Genomic DNA, 23,475 nt, shown 5'->3' on the forward strand with positions numbered 1-23,475 from the left:
TACTTCCCACGCATCGTTTCAAACAGGCCGAATACCCTGATTCAGGTGATCAGCATCTCTTCAATCAGCACGGCGTTGATCTTATTGGGGGCCAGCACCAGATTCACCCGGCGCAGAATCTCAAGCCTGAGTTGATAGCTGCCCTGAGAGCCGGTCACGTCCTCCGGGCGCAGTTCGCGCAAAAAGCCCTGCAGCACGTCGTCGATGCGCGGCAGGCTCTCATTGAGTAGTTCGACCGTTTCGTGGTCGGCCACTTCGAAGGTCAGCTTGAGCTTGAGATAGGTCGATTTGCCGTCCGTGGTCTGGATATTGGCCAGCGTGTCGGGAAGGGTGAAATAGGTAATGCCGTCAGGCCCTTCGGCGATGACCGGCTGGGTCTTGGGATCGACCTTCTCGCCGCCACCGCCGTGACCGCCACCCTTCTCTTCCTTCTTCTTGCCATGGCCGTCGTCCTTTTTCTTTTCCTCGCCGTGGCCGCCCTTCGCCTCTTCGCCGTGCGCGCCGGCTTCGGCTGCGGGCTTGGGCTTGAGGAACAGAAAATAGGCCGCCGCGCCGCCCCCGCCCAGCAGCACCACCGCGCCGCCGGCAATGGCGATCAGCATGATCGGCAAGCCTTTTTTCTTGGGCGCTTCGCCTTCGGCGCCCTCGGCACCGTCTACCGGCGGCGCCTCTTCCTTCTTGGGTTTTTCTTTCTTGGCCATTACCCGCCTGACACCCTAAATCCAAACAGGCCCTCAGCCTCTCAAAACATGGTTAACGAAGCGTTTGGAATTACGGTTAGCGCGTTAACTTTTTCGCCGAAGAAGCGAAAACGAAGAGTCACACGGCGCGGAGCCCTCAATTTGGATATGAATACGGGGAAGCGACGCCGACGCCCCAGATCGCCGAGCCGCGCACATCGCTGCGTAAAAGGGTTAATCCGGATGAGATGGCAGGAGGTTAGCGACGGCTGTATATGAATACAGCCTAGCGACACCGACGCACCAGATCGCCGAGCCGCACACATCACTGCGTAAAAGGGTTTAATCCGGATGAGATGGCAGGAGGTTAGCGACGGCTGTATATGAATACAGCCTAGCGACACCGACGCACCAGATCGCCGGAGAAAACCCCTTTTACAACTGGCGACGGGTTTGGATGAAGTAGGTTATGCCGGTCCAGATGGAGGCCAGCGCCGCCAGCCAGAGGGCGATATAGGCAGCGGTGAAGAACGGGTCGTACCAGAGGGGCAGGAGCTTTTCGAGACCGAAGGCGGCCCAGCTTTCGGTGATGAGCAGGGCCCCGAGCGACACCATCTGGATCACGGTCTTCCACTTCGACAACAGGGTCACCGGCAGGGACAGGCTGCGCCCGGCAGTGGCTTCCCGCAAGGACGACACGGCAAATTCACGGAAAAGGATGATGGCGCCCGGCAGGACGAAGATCGGGTCGCCGGTGTGCATGGCGAACAGACCCAGCAGCGTGCCGCAGACCAGAATCTTGTCGGCGATGGGATCGAGGATGGAGCCCCATATCGACACGGCATTCAGCTTGCGCGCCAGATAGCCGTCGAAATAGTCGGTCGCCGCCGCCAGCACGAACAGATAGAAGGCCCAGCGCTGAAGCCCGAAGATCATGTCCGGCATCACCGACACCATGGGGATGGCGTCCGCCGAAATGGCCATCAGCACGAACATGGCGATACCAAGCACCAGCCGCGTGGCGGTCAGGATATTGGGGATCGGATTGACTTGTTCGTTGGTCATCGGGCACTTCCTTCGTCGCTCGCGCCCTGTTTGGCACTTCTGGCCTAAAATCTCAAAGCGAAAATGGCAGGCGTTTGCGCCTGCCATCCATTCACGCATCGGATTTAGAACTTCATGCCCAGGCCCAGCCACACGGACTGCTGCGTCAGTTCGGCCTTCACGCCGTCATCCTCGACATCGCCAAAGTCGGTATAGCGGTATTCGACGCGGCCGAAGACGCGGTCGCTGAAGGCGTGGTCGGCGCCGATGCCCGCCGTCCAGCCGGCGACGGTCTCGGTTCCCTTTTCGCCGTCATATTCGACATAGGCGCGGGTGCCCGCAACGCCCGCCGCGCCATAGAACAGCGTATTGCCCGACACGAAGCCCAGACGGGCGCGCAGCGCGCCGGAATAGTCGATGCCGGTTTCGACCGCTTCGCCCATGATGTCGTAGCGGTCGTTGGCGTTGTTCCAGTTGAGGTCGGCTTCGACGCCGAAGACCGTAGTGTTGCTCTGTCCATTGAAGCCCAGGATGACGCCCGCCGCGCCGTTGCCGGTGTCGTCGGAGGCCGTCTGGCGGGTCGTGCCGTTGTTATAGGTCACCTCCAGCTCAGTCTTGGCGTACCCGCCCTGGCCGGCGATGTAGGGACCAGAAAAATCAGATTGCGCCAATGCGGGCGCGGCGGCGAAAGCGGTCAGCGCAGCGGCGGAGAAAAACAGCGTTTTCATCGGAAATCCTTCAGGAAAATTGTCAGAACAGCCGCATAAGGCTATCTCCATAAGGATTCGATGAGCGCGCCCCTGCCTGAACCTCAAGGACACAGTCTGAGCGGCTTGGTGTGTCTGCGCATTTTTTCCGAAAAGTGGTGCCCACTTTATCGGATTGCGCTCTAGCCCTCACGGCGTCGCCTTCCTATAATTCCTGCATAGTGTGTTTCATTTCCTGCGGAAGCCTCCCCCATGCTGTCACGCCGCCTGCTCCTTAGCGCTGTTCTGGCCTTGAGCCTGACCGGCTGCGCCACTGTCGCCTCCGCACCGGATGAGCGTTTCACGCCGGTCGTGGTCGCCGCCAACCCTCTGGCGGCGAAGGCGGGGATGGAGATACTGGCGCGCGGCGGTACGGCGGTCGACGCCGCCATCGCCGTTCAGGCCACCCTGTCGCTGGTCGAGCCGCAAAGCTCCGGCCTCGGCGGCGGGGCCTTCATGGTCTATTACGACCATGCGACGGGCAAGGCCACGGCCTATAATGGCCGCGAAACCGCACCGAAATCCGCCGACGGCAACCTGTTCCTCAAGCCCGACGGCACGCCCCTGCCCTTCGGCGAAGCCGTCGTCTCGGGCCGCGCCACCGGCGTGCCGGGCGCCGTGCTGATGCTCGACATGGCTCATGCGCAACATGGCAGGCTGGCGTGGAAAGACCTGTTCCACACGCCGGAAAAGCTGGCCGAGGACGGTTTCGTCATCTCGCCGCGACTGGGCAACTATCTGGCCAGCGCGCGCTTCCCGCAGAGCCGGACGCCGGACGTGCAGACCTATTTCGGCGATGGCCAAGGCGGGTTCAAAAAGACCGGCGACCTGTTGAAAAACCCGGCCTATGCTGAAACCCTGCGCACGCTAGCCGACAAGGGCGCGGTGATCTTCCGCGAAGGCCCGCTGGTCGACGCCATTATCGCCAAGACGCACGAAGGGCCCCTGCCCGGGGACCTGCAAGCGGACGATTTCAAGATGTACTTCCCCAAGGCGGGCGAACCGGTCTGCGACACCTATCGCGTCTATATTATCTGCGTGCCGGAGCCGCCCTCGTCCGCCGTATCGCTGTTGCAGGCGTTGAAGATCGTCGAGGCCTTCCCGATGAGCGAATATGGCGTCGATGACGCGCGCGGCTGGCAGGTGCTCATCGAGGCCGAGCGCCTGATGTATGCCGACCGCGATCAGTACCTCGCCGACACCGACTTCGTCAGCGTGCCGGTCAGGGGGCTGCGCGATCCGGCCTATGTCAAATCGCGCGTCGCCACCATTACCATCGGCAAGGCGGCCCCCGCCCCGACCTATGGTACGCCGCCCACCGCCGTGGCCTGGGCGAAGGACGAAACGCACGAGGTCGCCGGCACCACCCACTTCGTCATCCGCGACCGCTACGGCAACGGCCTGTCCATGACGACGACGGTCGAGAGCATCTTCGGCACCGGGCGCATGGTCGGCGGCTTTTTCATCAATAATCAGCTTACCGACTTCTCCTTCACCCCCGTGAAGGACGGCCGCAAGGTCGCCAATGCCGTCGAAGGCGGCAAGCGCCCGCGCTCCTCCATGGCCCCGGTGCTGATCTTCGATAAGGACAAACACCTGATCGGCATGGTCGGTTCGCCCGGCGGCTCGTCCATCCTGTCCTATAATCTCAAGGCGCTGGTGGGGATGCTCGACTGGAACCTCAGCGTGAAGGACGCCGTGGCCCTGCCCAACGTCGTGGCGACCCCCGCCGCCATCCGCATCGAGGCCGGGCTGAAGCCGGATATCCTGCAAGGGTTGAAGGCCATGGGCTATACGATTCAGGAGGTGCAGGGCGAAAACTCCGGCCTGCACGGCGTGATGTTCCGCAATGGCGGCATCGACGGCGGGGCCGACCCCCGCCGCGAAGGCGTGGTGCTGACGGGCCAATGAAACCCTCTATTGTGATCCTTACCGGCGCGGGTATTTCGGCGGAATCGGGCGTGCCGACCTTCCGGGCATCGGACGGGCTATGGTGCGGGCACCGCGTCGAAGCCGTCGCCACACCGGAAGGCTTCGAGGCCAATCCGGTGCGGGTCCACGACTTCTACAATCAGCGCCGGGCACAGTTGAAAGAGGTCGCACCCAATGCCGCGCATCACGCTCTGGCAAGGCTGTCGGCAGAATATGACGGCGACGTGCTGCTGGTGACGCAGAATGTCGACGACCTGCACGACCGGGCGCATCGGGGCATCGCGCCGAAACGTGGCTTCGGCCTGATCCACATGCACGGCGAACTGCTGCGGGCGCGCTGCGTCGAGACGGAGAAAAGCTGCGACTGGGCCGGCGATATTCAGATCGACACGCCCTCGCCCTTCGGTGCGCTGGGCCTGCGTCCGGACATCGTGTGGTTCGGAGAGATGCCGTTTCAGATGGCGCGCATCTACGACGCCCTGTCGGGGTGCGGCCTGTTCCTGTCCATCGGCACGTCGGGCAATGTCTATCCGGCGGCCGGTTTCGTGCAGGAAGCTACCCGCGCCGGGGCGCATACGGTGGAGCTGAACCTAGAGCCGTCGATGGGCCAGAACCTGTTCAGCGAACACATCTACGGCCCCGCCACCGAAGTCGTCCCGGCCTATGTCGCGAGCCTGTTGCCTTAATCCCGTCTCCCCGCTTGTGGGGAAGGACGTTGTTAAAACACCCGCACCGCCGTGCAGCCGTTCATCTCGATCAGGATCAAAAGGTCGATCAGGGCCTGCACCGGGGCCGTGCCGAAATCGATATGCAGATGGCCGGCATCGATCAGCAGCGAATGGATATGCCCCGAAAAGCGCGAGTCGAGATCGACATTATTGTCTTCCGGATCGAACCACGTCTCGAACCACGCCTCAATGCCCTGAAGCGTCTCCGGCGCGCCGGTCAGAGACAGGTTCATCTCGTGCCAGTCGAGCGCCTCGACCGTCATCTCCAGTTCGTTGAGCGTCACTACGATCGGGTCAAAAGCCACCTCTTCGTCCGGCGACAGCTCGACGATCTGCGGCGCGTCCTCTTCGACCGGGCCGGTCATATAGTCGGCGCAATAGAGCGAACGGTAAAGCCCCGCCTCGGCCGAAACCTCCAGCTTGACCTCGGTCACACCGCCGGGATGGGCCTTGGCCTGCACGTCGGCGAAGTGCGCGAATTGCCCCACATAGGAGTCGCGCGCCAGTTCGATCAGTTCCTCAAATTCCATAGCGTCTTTTTTCTCTCGCGTTTTTTAGAAACGCTCTACTCGAAATGCGACAGGAAGGACTGGGTGCGCGGCAGTTCCTGATAGCGGTGCACCTTGACCCCCATGACCAGACCGAAGCCGATCATCACCGTGGTCATGACCGAGCCGCCGTAGGACAGGAGCGGCTGCGGCACGCCGACCACCGGGGCAAGACCCATGACCATCGCGCCGTTGATCAGCACGTACAACGCAAAGGTCGCCGTGACGCCCGCCGCGGCCAGCCGCCCGAAGTGCGAATGCGACAGGGACGCGATGCGCAGCGCCATGAACACCGCCAGCGCATAGAGGGCAAAAACCGTGAACGCCCCCAGAAAGCCCAACTCCTCGCCTACCGCCGCCAGAATGAAGTCGGTGTGCTTTTCGGGCAGGAAGCTGAGCTGCGACTGCGAGCCCAGCCCCAGCCCCTTACCCAGAAGCCCCCCGGATCCGATGGCGATCTTCGATTGCAGGATGTGATAGCCGTCGCCCGACGGATCGGCTTCCGGATTGAGGAAGGTCAGCACCCGCTTGCGCTGATAGTCGTGCATGACGAACAGGACGAAAAAGGGCACGGCCACGGCCCCGCTTAGCGCCGCCGCGCCGATGACGCGCCAGTCGAGCCCGGCAACGATCATCACGGCTATGCCCGTCATCAGGATCAGCATGGCCGTCCCCAGATCGGGCTGGTGCGCCACCAGCAGCACCGGGGCCATGATCATGGTGAAGGGGATCAGCAGCTTCCACGACAGGACCGCATCCCGGGTTCCCGCCTCGTGATACCAGCGCGCCAGCGCCATCACGATCGACAGCTTCATGAATTCCGAAGGCTGCATGGAGAAGGAACCGATCTCCAGCCAGCGCTGGGCCCCCATGCGCACGTCACCGAACAGTTCGACCGCCACCAGCAGCAACAGGGATATGCCATAGGCCGGATAGGCCAGCAGCATCCACCAGCGCAGGTCGACCAGCGCCAGCGCGATCATGAAGACGAAACACAGGCCGAAACGGAAGGCGTGGTTATAGGCCCACGGCTCCCACGACATACCGCCCACCGAATAGAGGACCAGCGCGCCGATGCCGGCGATCAGGGTCAGAACCAGGGCGAAACCCCAGTCGACCTGAAGCAGCTTGATGTCGTAGCGTTCGCGTTCGCCCCGCCGGGTCATTGCGCTTTCGGCCATGCCTTGTGGTCCTACGGAATGGGGGGGATGTATTCGTCGCTGCCCGGCGCGACTTCCGAGCTTTCGGCCTCGGGCGGCGCGTTTTCGGCGGCTTCGACCGGTTCGGGCGGCGGCGGGGCGACGATGCGGGCCTGAAGCTCAGGGTCCTTCAGCAGCGCCACCTTCATGATCTCGCGCGCCTTGGGCGCGGCGAAGCGGCCGCCGGCGATGCCGTGCTGGACGATGACCGCCATGGCGTATTTGGGACTATCGACAGGCGCATAGCAGACAAACAGGCCGTGATCCTTGTTCTTCCACTGCGTCGCCTTGCGCGTCCCGGCGCGGTCGTAATTGATGACCTGCGCCGTGCCAGTCTTGCCGGCCATCTTCATGTCGCCCAGATTGAGCTGCGAGTTACGAAAGGCCGTGCCGTCGGCGTCGTTCGACACCATCTCCATGCCGTCGCGCACGATCTTGACGTGCTCGGCCGGAATGCCCAGCGGCTTGAAATCGACATCGGTGTCGACGGCGCCGATCTTCTTGATCAGGTGCGGAGTGACCGCCTTCTGGCCGTTGGCGATACGCGCCACATAGACGGCCAGTTGCAGGGCCGAGACCGTGGTCGCCCCCTGCCCGATGGCCACCGACAGGGTTTCGCCCGGATGCCACTGCGGGTCCTTGGGCCGCCAGCGCGAACTGCCGTCGTAATATTCGCGCTTCCACTGCGTATTCGGCACCAGTCCCTTTTTCTGTCCGCTGATCTCCAGATCGAAGACCTCGCCCAGCCCCAGCTTGTGCGCCGTGGCCGAGATGCGGTCGACGCCCGCGTCGTTGCAGAAGTGGTAGAAATAGGTGTCGCACGAATATTTCAGCGCCTGACGCATATCGACCGAACCATGCACGCCGTGGCAGCGGAAGGTGCGATTGCCGAAGCGGTAAGACCCGCGGCAGACCACGCGCTGCGCCGGATCGATGCCCCTGTCGAGGAAGGACAGGGCCGTGGCCATCTTGAAGGTCGAGCCCGGCGCGAAGGTCGAGCCGATCGCCTTATCCAGCAACGGCGTGCGCTCATATTCGTTCAGCAGCTTGTAGGCCTTGGACGAAATGCCCGACACGAAGAGGTTGGGGTCGAAGGACGGCGCCGACACCATGCACAGGATTTCGCCCGTATGGATGTTGATCAGTACGGCGCTGCCCGAATCCTGCTCGAAGACCTCCAGCGCGCGGGCCTGCACCTCGGCGTCGAGCGTCAGGGTGATGTCCTCGCCCGGCGTCGACGGACGCGTGCCGTCGGGGTCTTCGGCGACGATATTGCCGCGCGCATTGACCTCGATCTTCTGCGCCCCGGCCACGCCGCGCAACTGTTTGTCGAAGGCCTTTTCCACGCCCTGCTTGCCGATGCGGAAGCCCGGATGCAGCAGCAGCGGATCGGGGTTTTCGCCTTCGGCTTTTAGGTCCTTTTCCGAGATCTTCGAGACATAGCCGACGACGTGCGAAAAGGCACCCCCGTAGTGATAGACGCGGATTTCGTCCATCACCGCCTGCACGCCGGGGATTTCGGCGGCAAACAGGTTGACGCGCGAAAACTCTTCCCAGGTCAGGTCGGCGGCCACGACGGTCGGCACGAAGCGCTGCGACTGGTTGATGTCGCGCACGATGCGGCGGCGATTGTCCTGCACCTGCGGCAGGACGTAGGAGATCTGGTCCAGCGTCGCATCGAGGTCGTCGATTTCGTTGCGGATGATCAGCACGCGGAAGGACGGGCGATTGCCGGCGATGACATTGCCGTTGCGGTCGAGAATCTTGCCGCGCGGCGGCGGCACGACGCGAAAATTGAACTGGTTGGCCGCCGAAAGGCGCTTGTACTTGCCGCCCTGTACGATCTGCAGCAGCGCCAGTTGCCCGCCCAGCGCGAAGATGCCCAGCGCCGTCACCCCGCCCAGCAGGAAGACGCGGCGATGGAACGTCCCCTGCTTCTCGTTGACGTCCTCGAAGAAGATGGAGGGTTCGCTCAATTGAACCTCACATCGCTGTTGAGGAAGCGATCGAGCAGGATCAGCACGAAGACCACCAGACACCAGGTGACGAACATCTGCTCGAAGACGCTGATCAGGCGCGGTACGACGCCGGAATCGAGCGTGGTCAGCACCACCCCCAGCGTGAAGAACAGCAGCACCGCCAGACTGTAGGCCCCGATGACCACCCAGGTGTCCTGCCCCACAATATAGCTGCGGATGACCAGCGTCACGGCGTGCACCGCCATCAGGCAGATGACGTAGAAGCCGAGCGGCGCGCCCCAGAAATAATCGAGGAACAGGCCCATCACCGCCAGCAGGAAGGGGGCGATGAAGCTGGGGCGGATCAGCGGCCACGCAAAGGCGAGCGCTACCGGCCACACCGGCTCCGGCAGGTCGAGGCCGAACGGCAGCGGCAGATCGGTAGCCAGAACCAGCGTCGCCAGTACGGCCAGAAGCGCCGGATAGAGCAGCCAGTCCTGAGGCCCGACCGTGCCGCCGGCGCCACGGCGCGGCGTGCGGTTTTCAAAGAGGGCCTTGTACAGGCGCGCACGGCGACTGGCCGACGGCGTCATGCTGCGCGTGGACGAAGATCGAGGTCGGCGTTGCGGAGCCAGCATGGCCTAGCCTCCGCTGGCGCTGGCGGCGGAGGCCGGCGCTTCGGCGGCCGGGGTCGTTTGCGGACGGGGGGCGGCCGGGACGGGTGTGGGGCGCGGACGGGGCGCGGCAGCGGTGGTCGCGCTGGCCGAGGTTGCGCTTTGCGATGAGACCGACGCGGAGGTAGCGGCCGTCGGCGCCGTCGGGGTCGGCGGCGGCAGGACCTCGGTCGCCAGCGGCGAACGCAGCACCTCGTCGGCGCGCGGGAAGTGGGTGAAATCCTGGAACTTCAGCACCTTGACCAGATCGATGGGACCGCGATTGGTGTAGAGGTCGACGCGCCAGACGCCGTCGACGCCGCGGCGCGCTTCGCCCACCGGCAGGCCGCGCGGGAAGATGCCGCCGTCGCCGGAGGTCAGGATCTGATCGCCTTTTTTCAGCACGTCCGGGCCGCCGCGCACGAACTCCAGACGCGGGAAGCCGCCGCCGTCGCCGACCATCATGGCGCGGGCGTCGGTGCGCGTCACCATAACCGGCACGCGGCTGACGACGTCGGTGACCATCAGGATGCGGCTGACATCGGGACTGACGCCGACCACGCGGCCGACCAGCCCGTGCTCGTTGATCACCGGATTGCCGAAAGCCAGCCCCTTGGTCACGCCGGCGTCGATCAGGCGGTTATTGTTGAACGGCCCGCGCGACACCGAAACCGAACGCGCCGTGACGCTTTCGACCTCCGGCTCGGTGCGCAGGTTGAGCAGCACCTCGTAGCGGCGGTTAAGCTCCTTCGCCTGACGATAGGCGTCGCGGTACTTTTCCAGTTCGACGATCTTCTGCTTGAGGACGCGGTTCTCGCTGACGGCGAAAAAATAGTCCTCGATGCCGTTGGTGCGGTCGCTGACGAAGTGGGCCGGACCGGTCAGGAGATTATTGCCCTTGGCCGCCGCGCGGTCGAAGCCGGCGCGGTTGCCGTAGGAGGCGGCGTCCAGACCGCCGCGACGATCGCCCAGAAACATCAAGGCGCCGACCACGCAGATGGCGGCGACGACGACCATTACCCCCCAGGTAATGGGCAGCTTCAGGTGCTGAAAAGGCTGGTTATCCCCGTATGACACGCCGACTTCCCTCCGGGTCCGCCCGGACCCTCACTCAGAGGACTGATACTGCAGGTTTCATTCCGGAAGTATCAAGGAGATTCTGGTCGATCTGATGACAAAGACAAGGCCAATGCGCCGCCTCCGCCTCAGAAGCCCATCTTTCTCAGAACCCCATCTTGCTTAGAACATGGTGGAATCGAGGATGCCCTTCATCCAGCGCGGATGCTCAAGCACCTTGCCGCAACCGATGGCCACGCAGGACAGCGGGTCTTCGGCGATGGTCACCGGCAGGCCGGTCTGATCGCGGATTTCCGAGTCGAGACCGCGCAGCAGCGCACCGCCGCCGGTCAGCATGATGCCCTTGTCGGCGATGTCGGCGGCCAGTTCCGGCGGCGTGGCTTCCAGGGCGACCTTGACGGCCTCGATGATCTGGGCGACCGGTTCGGCCAGCGCTTCGGCGGCCTGGCGCTCGCTGATGCGGACTTCGCGCGGCACGCCCTGCATCAGGTCGCGGCCCTTGACCTCGATGGCCAGACCTTCGCCGTCGTGCGGGACGCGGGCGGTGCCGATGTCCTTCTTGATGCGCTCGGCGGTGGTTTCGCCGATCAGCAGGTTGTGGTTGCGGCGCATGAAGTTGGTGATGGCTTCGTCCATCTTGTCGCCGCCGACGCGGACCGACTTGGCGTACACCACACCCGACAGCGACAGAACGGCCACTTCGGTGGTGCCGCCGCCGATATCGACGACCATCGAGCCGGTCGGCTCATGAATGGGCAGGCCCGCCCCGATGGCGGCGGCCATGGGTTCGGGCAGCAGGCCGACGCGGCGCGCGCCGGCGTTCAGGCACGAGTCGTTGATGGCGCGGCGCTCCACGGCGGTGGCGCCCGACGGCACGCAGACGATGACCTTGGGGTTCACGAAACCCTTGCGGTTATGCACCTTGCGGATGAAGTGCTTGATCATTTCCTCGGCGACTTCAAAGTCGGCGATGACCCCGTCGCGCATCGGACGGATCGCTTCCATGTGGCCCGGCGTACGGCCCAGCATCTGCTTGGCTTCGATACCCACGGCGTGCACGACCTTGCGCCCGCCCATGTTACGCAGCGCCACCACCGACGGCTCATTGAGCACGATGCCGCGTCCCTTCTGATAGACCAGCGTATTGGCCGTACCGAGATCGATGGCGATATCGTTGGAGAAGCTGCCGAAGAAGGGCTTTAACATTGAGCACTACCGCGATAAATTTTGTCTGGGAGGTGGCCGGGATACCGGCGGCGCAGGGGTTGCCCCATAAGGGCGTCGCGCCGCGAAAACACGCGCCGTCCGCAAGGGGAAAACTCCCTTGCCCGTATCTCGCGTCAATTTCAAGGCTTTCAAAAAAAAACTTCGAATCACCTTGAAACGCTGCACAAACTTCCCAGCGGTAAACCGTTGATTTCGATCAGGCCTCTTCGGCCCCGGCGCGCCCTTCGCGCCACCTGGCGATCAGGTGCCGCGTCAGCACCACCAGCCCCAGCCAGACGAGGCCGATGGCGGCGATCAGCAGCGTGCCCTTCCAGTCCGCCCCTTCGGTCATGCGGGTGAAGACATTGCCGAACAACGCCACCAGCGCCGTCTTGGGGATCGAGCCGAGCGCCAGCCCCAGCATGAAGCCGGCGAACGGGGCTTTCGACACGCCGAACGCCATGTTGACGATGATGAACGGCGCCGACGGCACGTTGCGCACGATGAACGAGGCCGAAAAGGCGTTGCGCCCGATATAGTTCGACAGCCGCCCCAGATGCCCGCCGCCGATGCGGTTGAACGTCTCCGCTCCGATCAGGCGGCCCGTATAGAAGGTCGCCGCCCCAGACACGATGGTCGCCACCCACGAATAGAGAAAGCCCAGCCACGGCCCGAAGGCCACGACGCAGGCGGCGATCAGCACGAACTGCGGCGCGCCGATATAGGCCGAAAGCGTAAAGACGGCGATGACGATGAAGATGCCCCAGGGGGAGTCCTTATACTCCGCCATCCACATCTCGAATTCGTGGGTGACCTCATGGCCGAAATCGGTCTTGCCGATGAGAAAGACCACCCCGATCATGGCGAACAGGGCCAGCGTCACCCAGATGGCGCGCACCGTCTTGGCGTCCATCTCGAACAGGAAGTTGCAGCACTGCCGCCAGATGGGCGGCTTGCTGTCGCAGGGCGGGGTCTGCGTCGTTTCGGGTTCGGAAATATTGGGTTCTGGCGTCTCGGTCATGCCCGCCGTATGTGCGCCGGACCGCAATCGAAATCAAGACAACTGGTGTAACGGATATTACGGCAACACCAGATCGGCTCGAACGGGCAGGTGATCAGAGCCGACTTCAGGCCGCACCCTGAACCTTCCGCCGACCGCACGATCTGAATAGCCGGCCTTTTTCGAGCGTCCGATCGTGAAGTTCTCACCCGGTCACGTGACCCGTAGCGCCCCTTTCGTTCCTCGCGCAACCATCTTTACCGCCTCTATCGCGCCTTTAGGCAACGCCTTTGCGAAAATGTCGCACAATCCTGCAACAGTGCTGGACAAATGCCGCCCTTCGCGCAAAAGAGGGGCAACCTCCACCGCCCAAAGCCCGATACCCAAAGGCGACATCTCATGACCTTCGTCGAATCCGATACGCTGAAGCGCGTCAAGCCGTCCCCCACCCTCGCCGTGACCGCCAAGGCGCGCGAACTGGCCCGTCAGGGCAAGAAAGTGATCTCGCTGGGCGCGGGCGAGCCGGACTTCGACACCCCGGAAAATATCTGCGACGCCGCCATCAAGGCGATCAAGCGCGGTGAAACCCGCTACACCGACGTCGACGGCATCCCCGAACTGAAGGCCGCCATCGTCGAGAAGTTCAAGCGCGAAAACGGTCTGGAATACAAGACGACGCAGGTCTCCGTCTCTCCGGGCGGCAAGCCGGTCATCTACAACGCCATGATGGCCTCGGTGAATGTCGGCGACGAAGTGATCATCCCGGCCCCCTACTGGGTGTCCTATCCGGACATGGTGCTGCTGGCCGGTGGCACGCCCGTCTTCGCCGTCGGCGAAATGTCGACCGGCTTCAAGCTGAAGCCGGAAACGCTCGAAGCCGCCATCACGCCCAAGACCAAGTGGCTGATCCTCAACTCGCCGTCCAACCCGTCGGGCGCGGCCTATACCGAGGCCGAACTGAAGGCCCTGGGCGAAGTGCTGAAGAAGCATCCGCACGTGTGGATCCTCACCGACGACATGTACGAGCACCTGACCTTCGACGGCTTCAAATACACCACCATCGCTCAGGTCGTGCCGGAACTGTACGAGCGCACCCTGACCATGAACGGCGTGTCGAAGGCCTATTCGATGACCGGCTGGCGCATCGGCTACGCGGCCGGCCCTGAGCCGCTGATCAAGGCCATGTCGAAGATCATCTCACAATCGACCTCCAACCCCTGCTCGATCGCGCAGTGGGCCGCCGTCGAAGCCCTCAACGGGCCGCAGGACTTCATCCCGGAACGCGCCGCCGTGTTCCAGAAGCGCCGCGACCTGGTCGTCGCCGGCCTGAACGCCGCCGAAGGCATAAACTGCCCCGTGCCGGAAGGCGCCTTCTACGTCTATCCGTCGATCGAAGGTCTGATCGGCAAGACCGCCCCGTCGGGCAAGGTCATCCAGACCGACGAAGACTTCGCTTCGGAACTGCTGCAGCAGGAAACCGTTGCCGTGGTGCACGGCGCGGCCTTCGGCCTGTCGCCCTTCTTCCGCATCTCGTATGCGACCTCGGAAGCGGTGCTGACCGAAGCCTGCGAGCGCATCCAGCGCTTCTGCGCCTCGCTGAAGTAAGGTTTCGCCTCCAAGCCCCCTCTCCCTTGAGGGAGAGGGTTGGGGTGAGGGGGAACACGAAACACTTGCATTCACAACTTCGCCCATCCCCCTCACCCGCCCCTACGGGCCACCCTCTCCCTCAAGGGAGAGGGACTTGAGCATGTGGCTTCTCTCCCCCCTCGATTGTTTGACCGTGGTCGCCATCGCTGCCGGGCTGGCCGCACTTTTGGCGCAACTGGCTATTCGCGGCGGGCCGGTCGATATTCCGCGCGACCGCGGCGCGCACAAGGCCCCGACCCCGACCAGCGGCGGGCTGGCCGTCATGGCCGCCAGCGGACTGGCCATCGCTTTTGGCGTTTTGGAACTTTACGCTCACGTGCCGCAGACCGGCCTGTGGCTGTTCGGCTTTGCGGCTCTGGCCGGGCTGTCCGGGGCGATTGACGATGTGCTGGACCTGCCCGCCAAGGCGCGTCTGCTGTTTCAGATCATCCTGTGCGCCGGTTTTGCCAGCCTCTATCCGGTGCATGAGCTGATCCTGGCCCCCGGCCTGACTCTGGCCGTGCCGTTTCCGCTGGGGGTTCTGGCCGCCACCACGTGGCTGGTACTGGGGCTCAATGCCATCAATTTCATGGACGGGTCGAACGGTCTTGCCATCGGCACGCAGGCCGTGTGCCTGCTAATCTATGCCGGGTTTGTGCTCGCCTTCGGCTCGCCCCCCGTGTCGATGCTAGGCGGGGTGCTGCTGGTGTTTCTGGCTACTGGCGGGGCCTTTGCCGGGCTGTTGCCGTTCAATATGCCACTGGGCAAGGTGTTTCAGGGCGACGCCGGGTCGCTGTTCGGCGGCGCGCTGGTCACCGGCGGCGCGCTGGTCCTCAGCACGCACGAGATCGCTTCGGTATGGCTGGGCGGCTTCCTGCTGGCCCCGTTGCTGGTCGATGTCGTGCTGACGCTGATCTGGCGCGCGCGGCGCAAGCGCAACCTGCTTCAGGCGCATAAGGACCATCTCTATCAGCAATGGCTGATCCACCGCGACCCCAGCCACGCGCGACTGGCCTTGAAGGTGTGGGGGCTGTGCGCCCTGTCCTGCGCGGTCGGGACAGCGGCGCGGCTGATCGGCGTGATGACCGGCGTTGAAATGCGCTTTGCCGCCCTGTGTCTGGTGGTCGCCGGCCTGGGCTATGGCTGGTTCCGGTTGCGCCGAGGGCTCACTACGTGAGCTTTTTTGCCGCTCAGACGCCGCAAGGCTCGCCGCATAAGCGGCGGCGGGCGGGGGCCCTTGCCAAATCTTGATGCGTAAGCCGCATCACGATTTGGAGTTCAGGATAAGCCCGAAATACAGATCGTCTTCGACCGTGCCGTCGGGCAGGCGCACCCGCCCCTTGAGCCGCCCTTCCTGCACAAAACCCAGACTTTCATACAGCGCGATACCGCGCTTATTGCCTTCGCGGCACAAGAGTTCAATGCGCCGGATGTGCGGCAAACGCTGACCGCTATGGGCGATCAGGGCCTCGAACAGGCGACGCCCGATCCCCTGCCCCTGCGTGGCGGGAGACACGGCCACGGTCAGGTCGCCAAGAACGTGGGCAAACTGCTTCGGCGCCGGCGCACAGGCGTGGATTTCCCCGACGCAGCGCCCCTCGCTTTCGGCAATCAGGCACAGGCCGCGCGTCAGGGCCGCCGTCAGGTTGCCTTCTATATAGTCCGTGGTGATCTCGTCTTCCGTGCGCGCCAGCCCGCCGCTGAGGCGCGCCACCTCGCGATAAAGCGCCGCAATGGCCGGGGCATCGGCGGCGGTGGCCAGTCTGATCTCAGTCTTCATCTTCGCCCGTGGGTTTCTGACGACCGGACTTGACCGTCGACCGGATGGATTTGGCCACCAGACGGCGGCGCACGGAGCCTTGAGTCGGCTTGGTCTTGACGCGCGGCGGCGGGGGCGGCGCGGCGGCCTTCTGCAGCAGTTCGACAAAGCGTTCGCGCGCCGCCTTGCGGTTCATGTCCTGCGTGCGATGGGTCTGAACGAAGAGGACCAGCACCCCGTCCTGCGTCACGCGCCGCCCGCCCAGCGTGATCAGCCGCTGCTTGACCTCGTAAGGGATGGTCTGGTTTTCCCAGATCGAAAAGCGCAGTTCGACGGCGGTCGAGACCTTGTTGACATTCTGCCCGCCCGCCCCCGACGACCGCACGAAACTCTCGCTCAGTTCGGCCTCATCGACGGAGATTTTGGGCGTGATGAAAATCATAGGTTCCCATAACAAAAATGCGCCCCACCCGGCCATGATAAATCAGGCCAGGTCAAGCGCATCCTGATTTGTTCGCATGGACGCCACCCTCTGCGCCCGTTACGGGTGCAGGGGCTGAGCCCCTGCTAGTCTTCCAGCGTCGCCGACAGCATCCACAAGTGCTTTTCGTGGCTGCCCAAACGCACGGTCAGCAGGTCGACCGTGGGGTCGTCGCTGGCGTCGTCGGCGACCTTGATGGCGTTTTTCAGCGTCTCGATCAGGGTCTTGTGGCCCTTGACCAGTTCCTTGACCATGTCGGTGGCCGATTTGGTGGCGTCGCCTTCCTTGATCGAGGACAGGTTGCCGAAGGCCGAGCCCGACATCGGGGCCAGTTCGCCCAGGGCGCGGATACGCTCGGCGATTTCGTCCAGCGCCGTCCACATTTCGGTGTACTGCGTCATAAACATATTGTGCAGGCTGTTGAATTGCGGCCCGCGCACGTTCCAGTGATAGCCGTGCGTCTTGAGATAGAGATTATAGCTGTCGGCCAGCACCTTCGACAGTTCGAGACAAACAGGGGTGTCGGCCAGAGATTCGGCTGCCTTGGGCATAATGATTATCCTTATAAAATACGGTAATGCCGATATGAGCAGGTCCGCATAAACTTTCAATGACCATTGGCAGACTATTCCGGTTTTTACGGAATTTTGTCTGACGAGACGCTGCGTCACCCCATCGCGGCGGTGAATTAACGATACAATATGTGATGGTTTTTTAACGGCCCGCTCTTGCATTGGGCGGACAAAGGCGTATTTTAGCGCCACTTATGCTAAATTTGAGCATAAGGTCGCCACCCACCCGCCGGGGCGACGCGCGGAGAGGAAAAAATGCTGCACAGCAAAAACCCGATCGTTGACGAAGCCCTTGGTTCGCTTGCCTTTACGCCTGATGTCGAGGCGGAAACGGCGGACATCTATGCACGCCTCAAGGGCAAGGTGTCGCCGATCGAATGGCAGCTTCAGGCCCCGCTGATCGCGGCCATCAACCGCCTCAAGCGCGAAAAGAACGCGGTCATTCTGGCGCATAACTATATGACGCCCGACATCTTTCATGGTGTGGGCGATTATGTCGGCGACTCGCTGGGTCTGGCCCGCGAAGCCGCCAAGTCGGACGCCAAGGTGATCGTGCAGGGCGGCGTGCACTTCATGGCCGAAACCTCGAAGATTCTGGCCCCGGAAAAGACCGTGCTGATACCCGACCTGCGCGCCGGCTGTTCGCTGGCCACCAGCCTGACAGGCGCGCAACTGCGTCTGATCAAGCAGCGCTATCCGGGCCTGCCGGTCGTCTCCTATGTCAACACCACGGCCGATGTGAAGGCCGAAACCGACATCTGTTGCACCTCGGCCAATGCGGTGCAGGTGGTCGAGTGGGCCGCAAAGGAATGGGGCGTCGATCGCGTGATCCTCGTCCCCGACGAATTCCTGGCCCGCAATGTGGCGCGTCAGACCCATATCGGCATCATTGCCTATAAGGGCGCGTGCGAGGTGCATGAGCGCTTCAATGCGCAGGACATTGCCGATGTGCGCGCCGCCCACCCCGATGCGGTGGTGCTGGGCCACCCGGAATGCCCGCCGGATGTCATCGCCGCCTGCGACTTCACCGGCTCGACCACGGCCATGGCCGACTATGTGACGCAGAACAAGCCGAAGCAGGTGGTGCTGATCACCGAATGTTCGATGGCCGACAACGTTACCGCCGACGCCGGTCCGGAGGTCGAGTTCCTGCGTCCGTGCAACCTGTGCCCGCACATGAAGCGCATCACGCTGGAAGGCATCTACGCCTCGCTGCTGACGATGACGCACGAGGTGACGGTGGACGCCGCCATTATCGACAAGGCGCGCCTGTCGGTGCAGCGCATGATCGACATGCCGCCGACCGCGACGCCTGCCCGCTACGACATGATCAAGGCCCGGCACCATGTGGATGTCGAGTTGATAAGCTAAGGAAGCCCCTCCCCTTCTCCCTTGAGGGAGAAGGTGGCCTGAGCATAGCGAAGGTCGGATGAGGGGGACTGCGGGGAAGCGCTCTCCCCCTCACCCCAGCCCTCTCCCTCAAGGGAGAGGGCGTTAAGTGGAGGCCATCATGGCCAACGAAGTTCATATCCATAACGGTCCGCTGATCATCGGCGCAGGGCTGGCCGGCCTGAGCGTCGCGCTCAACACCGCGCCACAGCCCGCGCTGGTGCTGGCCCCGGTCGAGCTGGGTGCGGCCTGCTCCTCGGCCTGGGCGCAGGGCGGCATCGCCGCGGCCCTTTCCGCGCAGGACTCCCCCGAAGCCCACGCGCAGGACACGCTGGCCGCCGGCGCCGGCATCAACGATCCGGCCGCCACCCACGCCCTGACCGAGATGGGCCCCGGCGTCGTGCATCGTCTCAACGATCTCGGCGCACCCTTCGACCATAATGCCGACGGCAGCTACGTGCTCAACCGCGAAGCCGCCCACGGCCTCGCCCGCGTCGCCCGCGTCGGCGGCGATCTGGCTGGCAAGAAGATTTTGGAGGCCGTGGTGGCCGCCGCGAAAGCCGCGCCGCATATCGACATCTGGGAAGGGGCCGTCGCCACCGGCCTGATCAAATCCGACGTGGAGACGGTCATCGGTGCCGTGGTCGAACGCGGCGGCCGGACGATCGAGGTCTATGCCCCAGTGGTCGTGCTGGCTTCGGGCGGTTCGGGCGGCCTTTACGCCGTCACCACCAACCCCGCCAATCTGCGCGGCGAAGGCATGGCCATGGCGGCGCTTGCCGGGGCCGAAATCGCCGATCCGGAATTCGTACAGTTCCACCCCACCGCCATTAATATCGGGGCCGACCCCGCCCCTCTGGCCACCGAAGCCCTGCGCGGCGAAGGCGCGACGCTGATCACCAAAGACGGCTATCGCTTTGCCTTTGACGACCACGGAGACGGCGAACTGGCCCCGCGCGACATTGTGGCCCGCGCCGTGCACCGCGCCAATACGACCCTGGGCGGGGCCTATCTCGACTGCCGCACGGCCATAGGCGCGCACTTCCCGCACGAATTCCCCACCGTCTTCGCCTCGTGCATGGCAGCGGGCATAGACCCGCGCGTCCAGCCCATCCCTGTCGCCCCGGCGGCGCATTATCATATGGGCGGCATCCGCACCAACATCGACGGCCATACGAGCTTGCGCAACCTCTTCGCCGTCGGCGAATGCGCCTCGACCGGCGTGCACGGGGCCAACCGTCTGGCCTCCAACAGCCTGCTCGAAGCCGCCGCCTTCGGTGAGCGCGTGGGCCAGAAAGCATCTCGGGCGGCGGCGCGCGAAATGCCGCGCTTCGCCCCCGATCCCGCCACCATCCTGCGCCCTGCCCAGCCGCCGCGCCTGACGCCCGAAGCGCTGAAACGCCTGCGCGACGCCATGCAGGCCCATGCCGCCGTCATCCGCGACGAGGCAGGGCTTAAGACCCTGCTGCAAACGCTCGACGCACTGGAGGCGACGTTCAAAGGTGCGTTACCTCTGGTCGCGGCGCGCCTGATCGCGCAATGCGCCTTGCAAAGGCGCGAGAGTCGCGGTTCTCATTACCGTAAGGACCATCCCGAAACGGCGACCGAAGGTCAGCGCACCTTCATCCGTTTGACAGAGACTGGCCTTATGCAGATGGAAACCCAGAAGGAAGTGGCCTGAGATGTATATTACCGGATTGCCCGACCTGCTCATCGAACCCATCGTGCGCGACGCCCTGCGCGAAGACCTCGGTCTGGCCGGCGACGTCACCGCCGACGCCGTCATCCCGCCGCGCGCCCGTTTCAAGGCCGAATTCCGCGCCCGCGAAGCCGGGACCGTCGCGGGTATCGACTGCGCCCGCCTGGCCATGAGCCTGATGGACGCGCAGATCCGTTTCGACATCCTCAAACCCGATGCCTCCGAAGTCGCTCCCGGCGACGTCATCGCCCGCGTCGAGGGCAATGCCCGCGCCATTCTGGCCGCCGAGCGCGTGGCGCTGAACCTCCTGTCGCACCTGTCCGGTGTCGCCACCCTGACCCGCACCTATGTGCGTCTGGTCGACGACCTGCCGACGCGCATCGCCTGCACGCGCAAGACCTTCCCCATGCTGCGCGGCCCGCAGAAGCACGCCGTGCGCTGCGGCGGCGGGCACAACCACCGCTACGGCCTCAACGACGCCATCCTGATCAAGGACAACCACGTCGCCATCTGCGGCGGCGTCGAAAAGGCGATGGAAATGGCCAAGGCTGCGGCCGGCCACACCATGAAGATCGAACTCGAAGTCGATTCCATCCCCCAGCTCAAACAGGCCCTGCCCTTCCGCCCGGACGTGGTGATGCTCGACAATTTCAGCCTTGAGCAGTTGCGCGAGGCCGTGGCGCTGGTGAAGGGCGAGACCATTCTCGAAGCTTCGGGCGGGGTCAATCTCGACACGGTGCGCGCCATCGCCGAAAGCGGCGTGGATGTGATCAGCGTGGGCGCCCTCACCCACTCCGCCCCGGTCTTCGATATCGGGTTGGACGCGGTTTAAGCCCCCGATCTAGGCTTCGGCCTTGCTGCCGCCGGCGCTCAGTCGGCCCGACACCCACCGGCTGAGCGGACGGTCCACCCACGCCTCGAAGACAAAGGCCACGGCGACGGCCAGCGCCACGCACAGCCCCCAGGTCAGCCAGTGCAGCGGCTCCGACAGGGCGAAGCGGTGCATCAGCATACCGTCGACCCCCAGCGCGATGGCCCCCACGACCGAGTGGATGAGGAACAGCGCATAGGCGGCCCGCCCCATGCGTCTGGTCAGGTGGTTCTCAGGGAAGCGCACGCCCGCCGACAGGACGAGCACCGCCGCCAGCGCCGACAGGACGACCAGATCGGACACCGCATGGCGCGGCAGGCTGGACAGACCGATGATCGCGGCAAAACTCACCGCCATACCGATGCCGTAAGCCCGGCGCGACACCTCTGCACCCGCGGTCAGACGCTCCAGCAGCGCGCCGATGAAGAACAGAGGGATGGCCCGGATCAGGCCGTAGCGGAACGGCAGATCGACAAATGCGTGACCGACCAGAGCCGATAAACCCAGAGCCAGACCCAGGGCCACCGCCATGCCGGTCACAATCTGCCAGCGCGTCCATTGGAAGATGCCGCCCGTGCTCAGGCTGAACAGGCTGTAGCAGACCACCAGCGCCGACAGGGTCCAGGTCGGCACGTTCCAGCCCGGCGTATCGCTCAGGCCCCAGCCGTGGACGAGAATCAGTTGTTCCCAGAAGGCCTCCGCCGTGTACTTTTCGGCATGGCCCGGCGGATGGCCCTGAAGCGTCGCCACCCCCACCACCGTCAGCATCAGCAAAAGCGCCACCACGTGCGACGGCCACAGGCGCATGACGCGGCGGCTGACGAAGCTGACCGGGCTGACGCGCTGTTGGGCCAGACGCGGCCCGTAGGCGCGCATCAGGATAAAACCGGACAGCATGAGGAAGAAGTCGGTGGCCAGCCAGCCCTGCGCCATGACCGGCGTCAGTTCGTTCAGCGGCGTCGGCGCGGACTCGCCGAAATGAAAAAGCAGGATGAAGGCCGCCGCCAGAAAGCGCAGAACGTCGAGGCTGGCCCCGCCCGGTCTTGAAGAGGCGGAGCCGGGAGAGTCCGCTTTGAGAGCGTCGGCTCTGGGGAGGCTCGCTGACCATCTCACGCGGGGTTTCATCCTTTCGTTGCGGTCAGCCTAACCGGAACGGGTTAAAATATAAGGCAATAACCAATTTACCGGCCCAAATACATCAACCATGTCGCCATCGCATGACGGCCGCGCCACAAAGAACAACCCCGGCACGAACCCTGCCGGGGCTGCTGTCAGAAAATTCGCGCACGTCTCTTTTCTGGCCTATTTCTTGGCGGGCGTGGCGGGCTTCGGAGCCTCGCGCTTGATGCCGGCCTTCTCGCCCGGCTTCATGAACTTGACCATCACGCGCTGCCCGATGAGGAAGGGCGCGTCGTGGGCGGTAACCACCACCTCGACCACCCGTTCGTCCGAAGCTTCATTGCCGCCGTCGGACTTCAGCTTGCGCGCGCCGAAGGTCGCCGCGATGCGCTTCACGCTGCCGACAAAGACCTTATCCTGATCGGCTTCGGGGATGATCTCGACCTCCTGACCGACGCTGACCAGCGGGATCGAGCTTTCGACGATTTCCGAACGGATGATGCGTTCCGCGCCGCTCGGTTCCAGATCGAACATGGTCGAGACGTTGAGCGTCGACGCGCCCGAACCCGGATTGGCGTAGCGGCGCACGATGCGGCCGTCGGCCGGGGCGCGCACCAGCGTCAGTTCCAGATCGTAATTGGCCTGCGCCAATGCGGCCTGCGCCGACTGCACCGAGGCCTGCTGCGCCGCCAGACGCGCCTCGCCCTCGCGGATCAGGTCGGACTGCGCGTCCAGCTTCTGACCGGCGACGAAATTGGTCGCCGCCAGCTTTTCGTAGCGGGCATATTCGCGTTTGGCGGTGTCGATATTGACCTGGGTGAGGCGCATCGCGGCCTGAGCCTCGGCGACATTGGCGCGGGCGCGCTGCTGCGCCAGTTGCGCGGCGTCGGCTTCCTGACGGGCCAGAACCTGCCCCTTGGTCACCATGTCGCCTTCCTGCACCGTGACCTCTTCGACGACGCCGCCGCGGCGGGCCGCGACCTCGATCAGGCCGCCTTCGACGTCGACCTTGCCGTTGGCGATGGTGGCGTAGGGGCTGGGCGGGGCCTTGACCTCGGCGGAAGCGTCCTTCTTGGCGCCCGGCGCCGCGCCGGGCTGGCCGCAGGCGACGAGGCTGAGCACGGCCGGGGCGAGGACCATGAGGCGCAGGGATTTTTTGAAAATATTACCGGACATGGGAAATCTCTG

The 23,475-nt window shown here is 64.1% G+C and carries 22 protein-coding genes; 7 read left to right on the plus strand and 15 right to left on the minus strand.

Going from position 1 to position 23,475, the window contains the following annotated elements; genetic code table 11:
- Positions 1-41 precede the first annotated feature (41 nt).
- The 3 genes from LH365_RS09810 to LH365_RS09820 form a co-directional block, all read right to left on the minus strand.
- On the minus strand, positions 42-701 hold the full coding sequence (locus LH365_RS09810; RefSeq protein WP_226743461.1) for a flagellar basal body-associated FliL family protein: 660 nt from the start codon (positions 699-701) through the stop codon (positions 42-44).
- Positions 702-1,115: 414 nt separating this feature from the next.
- Positions 1,116-1,745: a CDP-diacylglycerol--glycerol-3-phosphate 3-phosphatidyltransferase gene (gene pgsA, locus LH365_RS09815; protein WP_226743462.1), complete on the minus strand. Its 630-nt coding sequence runs from the start codon at positions 1,743-1,745 to the stop codon at positions 1,116-1,118.
- Positions 1,746-1,849: 104 nt separating this feature from the next.
- Positions 1,850-2,452, minus strand: a complete 603-nt coding sequence (locus tag LH365_RS09820) for an outer membrane protein (protein WP_226743463.1) — start codon at positions 2,450-2,452, stop codon at positions 1,850-1,852.
- 231 nt (positions 2,453-2,683) lie between these two features.
- Between LH365_RS09820 and ggt the strand changes: the two genes are divergently transcribed.
- Positions 2,684-4,381: a gamma-glutamyltransferase gene (gene ggt / locus LH365_RS09825; RefSeq protein WP_226743464.1), complete on the plus strand. Its 1,698-nt coding sequence runs from the start codon at positions 2,684-2,686 to the stop codon at positions 4,379-4,381.
- Complete coding sequence (locus LH365_RS09830) at positions 4,378-5,088, plus strand: NAD-dependent deacylase (RefSeq protein WP_226743465.1); 711 nt, start codon at positions 4,378-4,380, stop codon at positions 5,086-5,088. Before ggt ends, LH365_RS09830 begins: the two co-directional genes overlap by 4 nt.
- Before the next feature lie 32 nt (positions 5,089-5,120).
- Here LH365_RS09830 and LH365_RS09835 read toward each other — a convergent pair whose 3' ends face one another.
- The 7 genes from LH365_RS09835 to LH365_RS09865 all read right to left on the minus strand — a co-directional run bounded on the left by LH365_RS09835 (position 5,121) and on the right by LH365_RS09865 (position 12,792).
- Positions 5,121-5,660 (minus strand): hypothetical protein, encoded by a 540-nt coding sequence (locus LH365_RS09835; protein ID WP_226743466.1) that lies wholly within the window; start codon positions 5,658-5,660, stop codon positions 5,121-5,123.
- Between the two features lie 35 nt (positions 5,661-5,695).
- The gene (gene rodA / locus LH365_RS09840) at positions 5,696-6,859 is read right to left on the minus strand and encodes a rod shape-determining protein RodA (RefSeq protein WP_226743467.1); all 1,164 of its coding nucleotides are present in this window, start codon (positions 6,857-6,859) and stop codon (positions 5,696-5,698) included.
- Positions 6,860-6,870: 11 nt separating this feature from the next.
- Positions 6,871-8,853, minus strand: a complete 1,983-nt coding sequence (gene mrdA / locus LH365_RS09845; RefSeq protein ID WP_226743468.1) for a penicillin-binding protein 2 — start codon at positions 8,851-8,853, stop codon at positions 6,871-6,873.
- Positions 8,850-9,473, minus strand: a complete 624-nt coding sequence (locus LH365_RS09850; RefSeq protein ID WP_226743469.1) for a hypothetical protein — start codon at positions 9,471-9,473, stop codon at positions 8,850-8,852. Before LH365_RS09850 ends, mrdA begins: the two co-directional genes overlap by 4 nt.
- A 3-nt stretch (positions 9,474-9,476) precedes the next feature.
- Positions 9,477-10,565: a rod shape-determining protein MreC gene (gene mreC / locus LH365_RS09855; RefSeq protein ID WP_226743470.1), complete on the minus strand. Its 1,089-nt coding sequence runs from the start codon at positions 10,563-10,565 to the stop codon at positions 9,477-9,479.
- Positions 10,566-10,727: 162 nt separating this feature from the next.
- On the minus strand, positions 10,728-11,771 hold the full coding sequence (locus tag LH365_RS09860; RefSeq protein ID WP_226743471.1) for a rod shape-determining protein: 1,044 nt from the start codon (positions 11,769-11,771) through the stop codon (positions 10,728-10,730).
- A 217-nt stretch (positions 11,772-11,988) separates the two neighbouring features.
- Complete coding sequence (locus LH365_RS09865; protein WP_226743472.1) at positions 11,989-12,792, minus strand: TVP38/TMEM64 family protein; 804 nt, start codon at positions 12,790-12,792, stop codon at positions 11,989-11,991.
- A 378-nt stretch (positions 12,793-13,170) separates the two neighbouring features.
- On the opposite strand from LH365_RS09865, the gene LH365_RS09870 reads away from it, so the two are divergent.
- Positions 13,171-14,376, plus strand: coding sequence for a pyridoxal phosphate-dependent aminotransferase (locus tag LH365_RS09870; RefSeq protein ID WP_226743473.1), 1,206 nt, complete (start codon positions 13,171-13,173; stop codon positions 14,374-14,376).
- A 142-nt stretch (positions 14,377-14,518) separates the two neighbouring features.
- Positions 14,519-15,574: a glycosyltransferase family 4 protein gene (locus tag LH365_RS09875; protein WP_226743474.1), complete on the plus strand. Its 1,056-nt coding sequence runs from the start codon at positions 14,519-14,521 to the stop codon at positions 15,572-15,574.
- 87 nt (positions 15,575-15,661) lie between these two features.
- Here LH365_RS09875 and LH365_RS09880 read toward each other — a convergent pair whose 3' ends face one another.
- The 3 genes from LH365_RS09880 to LH365_RS09890 all read right to left on the minus strand — a co-directional run bounded on the left by LH365_RS09880 (position 15,662) and on the right by LH365_RS09890 (position 17,188).
- Positions 15,662-16,177 (minus strand): GNAT family N-acetyltransferase, encoded by a 516-nt coding sequence (locus LH365_RS09880; RefSeq protein WP_226743475.1) that lies wholly within the window; start codon positions 16,175-16,177, stop codon positions 15,662-15,664.
- On the minus strand, positions 16,167-16,598 hold the full coding sequence (gene arfB, locus LH365_RS09885; protein WP_226743476.1) for an alternative ribosome rescue aminoacyl-tRNA hydrolase ArfB: 432 nt from the start codon (positions 16,596-16,598) through the stop codon (positions 16,167-16,169). Before arfB ends, LH365_RS09880 begins: the two co-directional genes overlap by 11 nt.
- 125 nt (positions 16,599-16,723) lie before the next feature.
- Positions 16,724-17,188, minus strand: a complete 465-nt coding sequence (locus LH365_RS09890; protein WP_107870600.1) for a Dps family protein — start codon at positions 17,186-17,188, stop codon at positions 16,724-16,726.
- A 276-nt stretch (positions 17,189-17,464) separates the two neighbouring features.
- Here LH365_RS09890 and nadA point away from each other — a divergent pair, with 276 nt between their 5' ends.
- The 3 genes from nadA to nadC all read left to right on the plus strand — a co-directional run bounded on the left by nadA (position 17,465) and on the right by nadC (position 21,129).
- Complete coding sequence (nadA, locus tag LH365_RS09895) at positions 17,465-18,580, plus strand: quinolinate synthase NadA (protein WP_226743477.1); 1,116 nt, start codon at positions 17,465-17,467, stop codon at positions 18,578-18,580.
- 139 nt (positions 18,581-18,719) lie between these two features.
- Positions 18,720-20,279, plus strand: coding sequence for an L-aspartate oxidase (locus LH365_RS09900; protein ID WP_226743478.1), 1,560 nt, complete (start codon positions 18,720-18,722; stop codon positions 20,277-20,279).
- A gap of 1 nt (position 20,280) precedes the next feature.
- A complete protein-coding gene (gene nadC / locus LH365_RS09905; RefSeq protein WP_226743479.1) occupies positions 20,281-21,129 on the plus strand; it encodes a carboxylating nicotinate-nucleotide diphosphorylase in 849 nt (282 codons plus the stop codon).
- 9 nt (positions 21,130-21,138) lie between these two features.
- Here the strand turns inward: nadC and LH365_RS09910 are convergent, their stop codons facing one another.
- Complete coding sequence (locus LH365_RS09910) at positions 21,139-22,281, minus strand: acyltransferase (RefSeq protein ID WP_226743480.1); 1,143 nt, start codon at positions 22,279-22,281, stop codon at positions 21,139-21,141.
- 189 nt (positions 22,282-22,470) lie between these two features.
- Positions 22,471-23,463: an efflux RND transporter periplasmic adaptor subunit gene (locus LH365_RS09915; RefSeq protein ID WP_226743481.1), complete on the minus strand. Its 993-nt coding sequence runs from the start codon at positions 23,461-23,463 to the stop codon at positions 22,471-22,473.
- Positions 23,464-23,475: the final 12 nt, after the last annotated feature.

Origin of the sequence: Asticcacaulis sp. AND118 (assembly GCF_020535245.1) — a bacterium.
GTDB lineage: Bacteria > Pseudomonadota > Alphaproteobacteria > Caulobacterales > Caulobacteraceae > Asticcacaulis.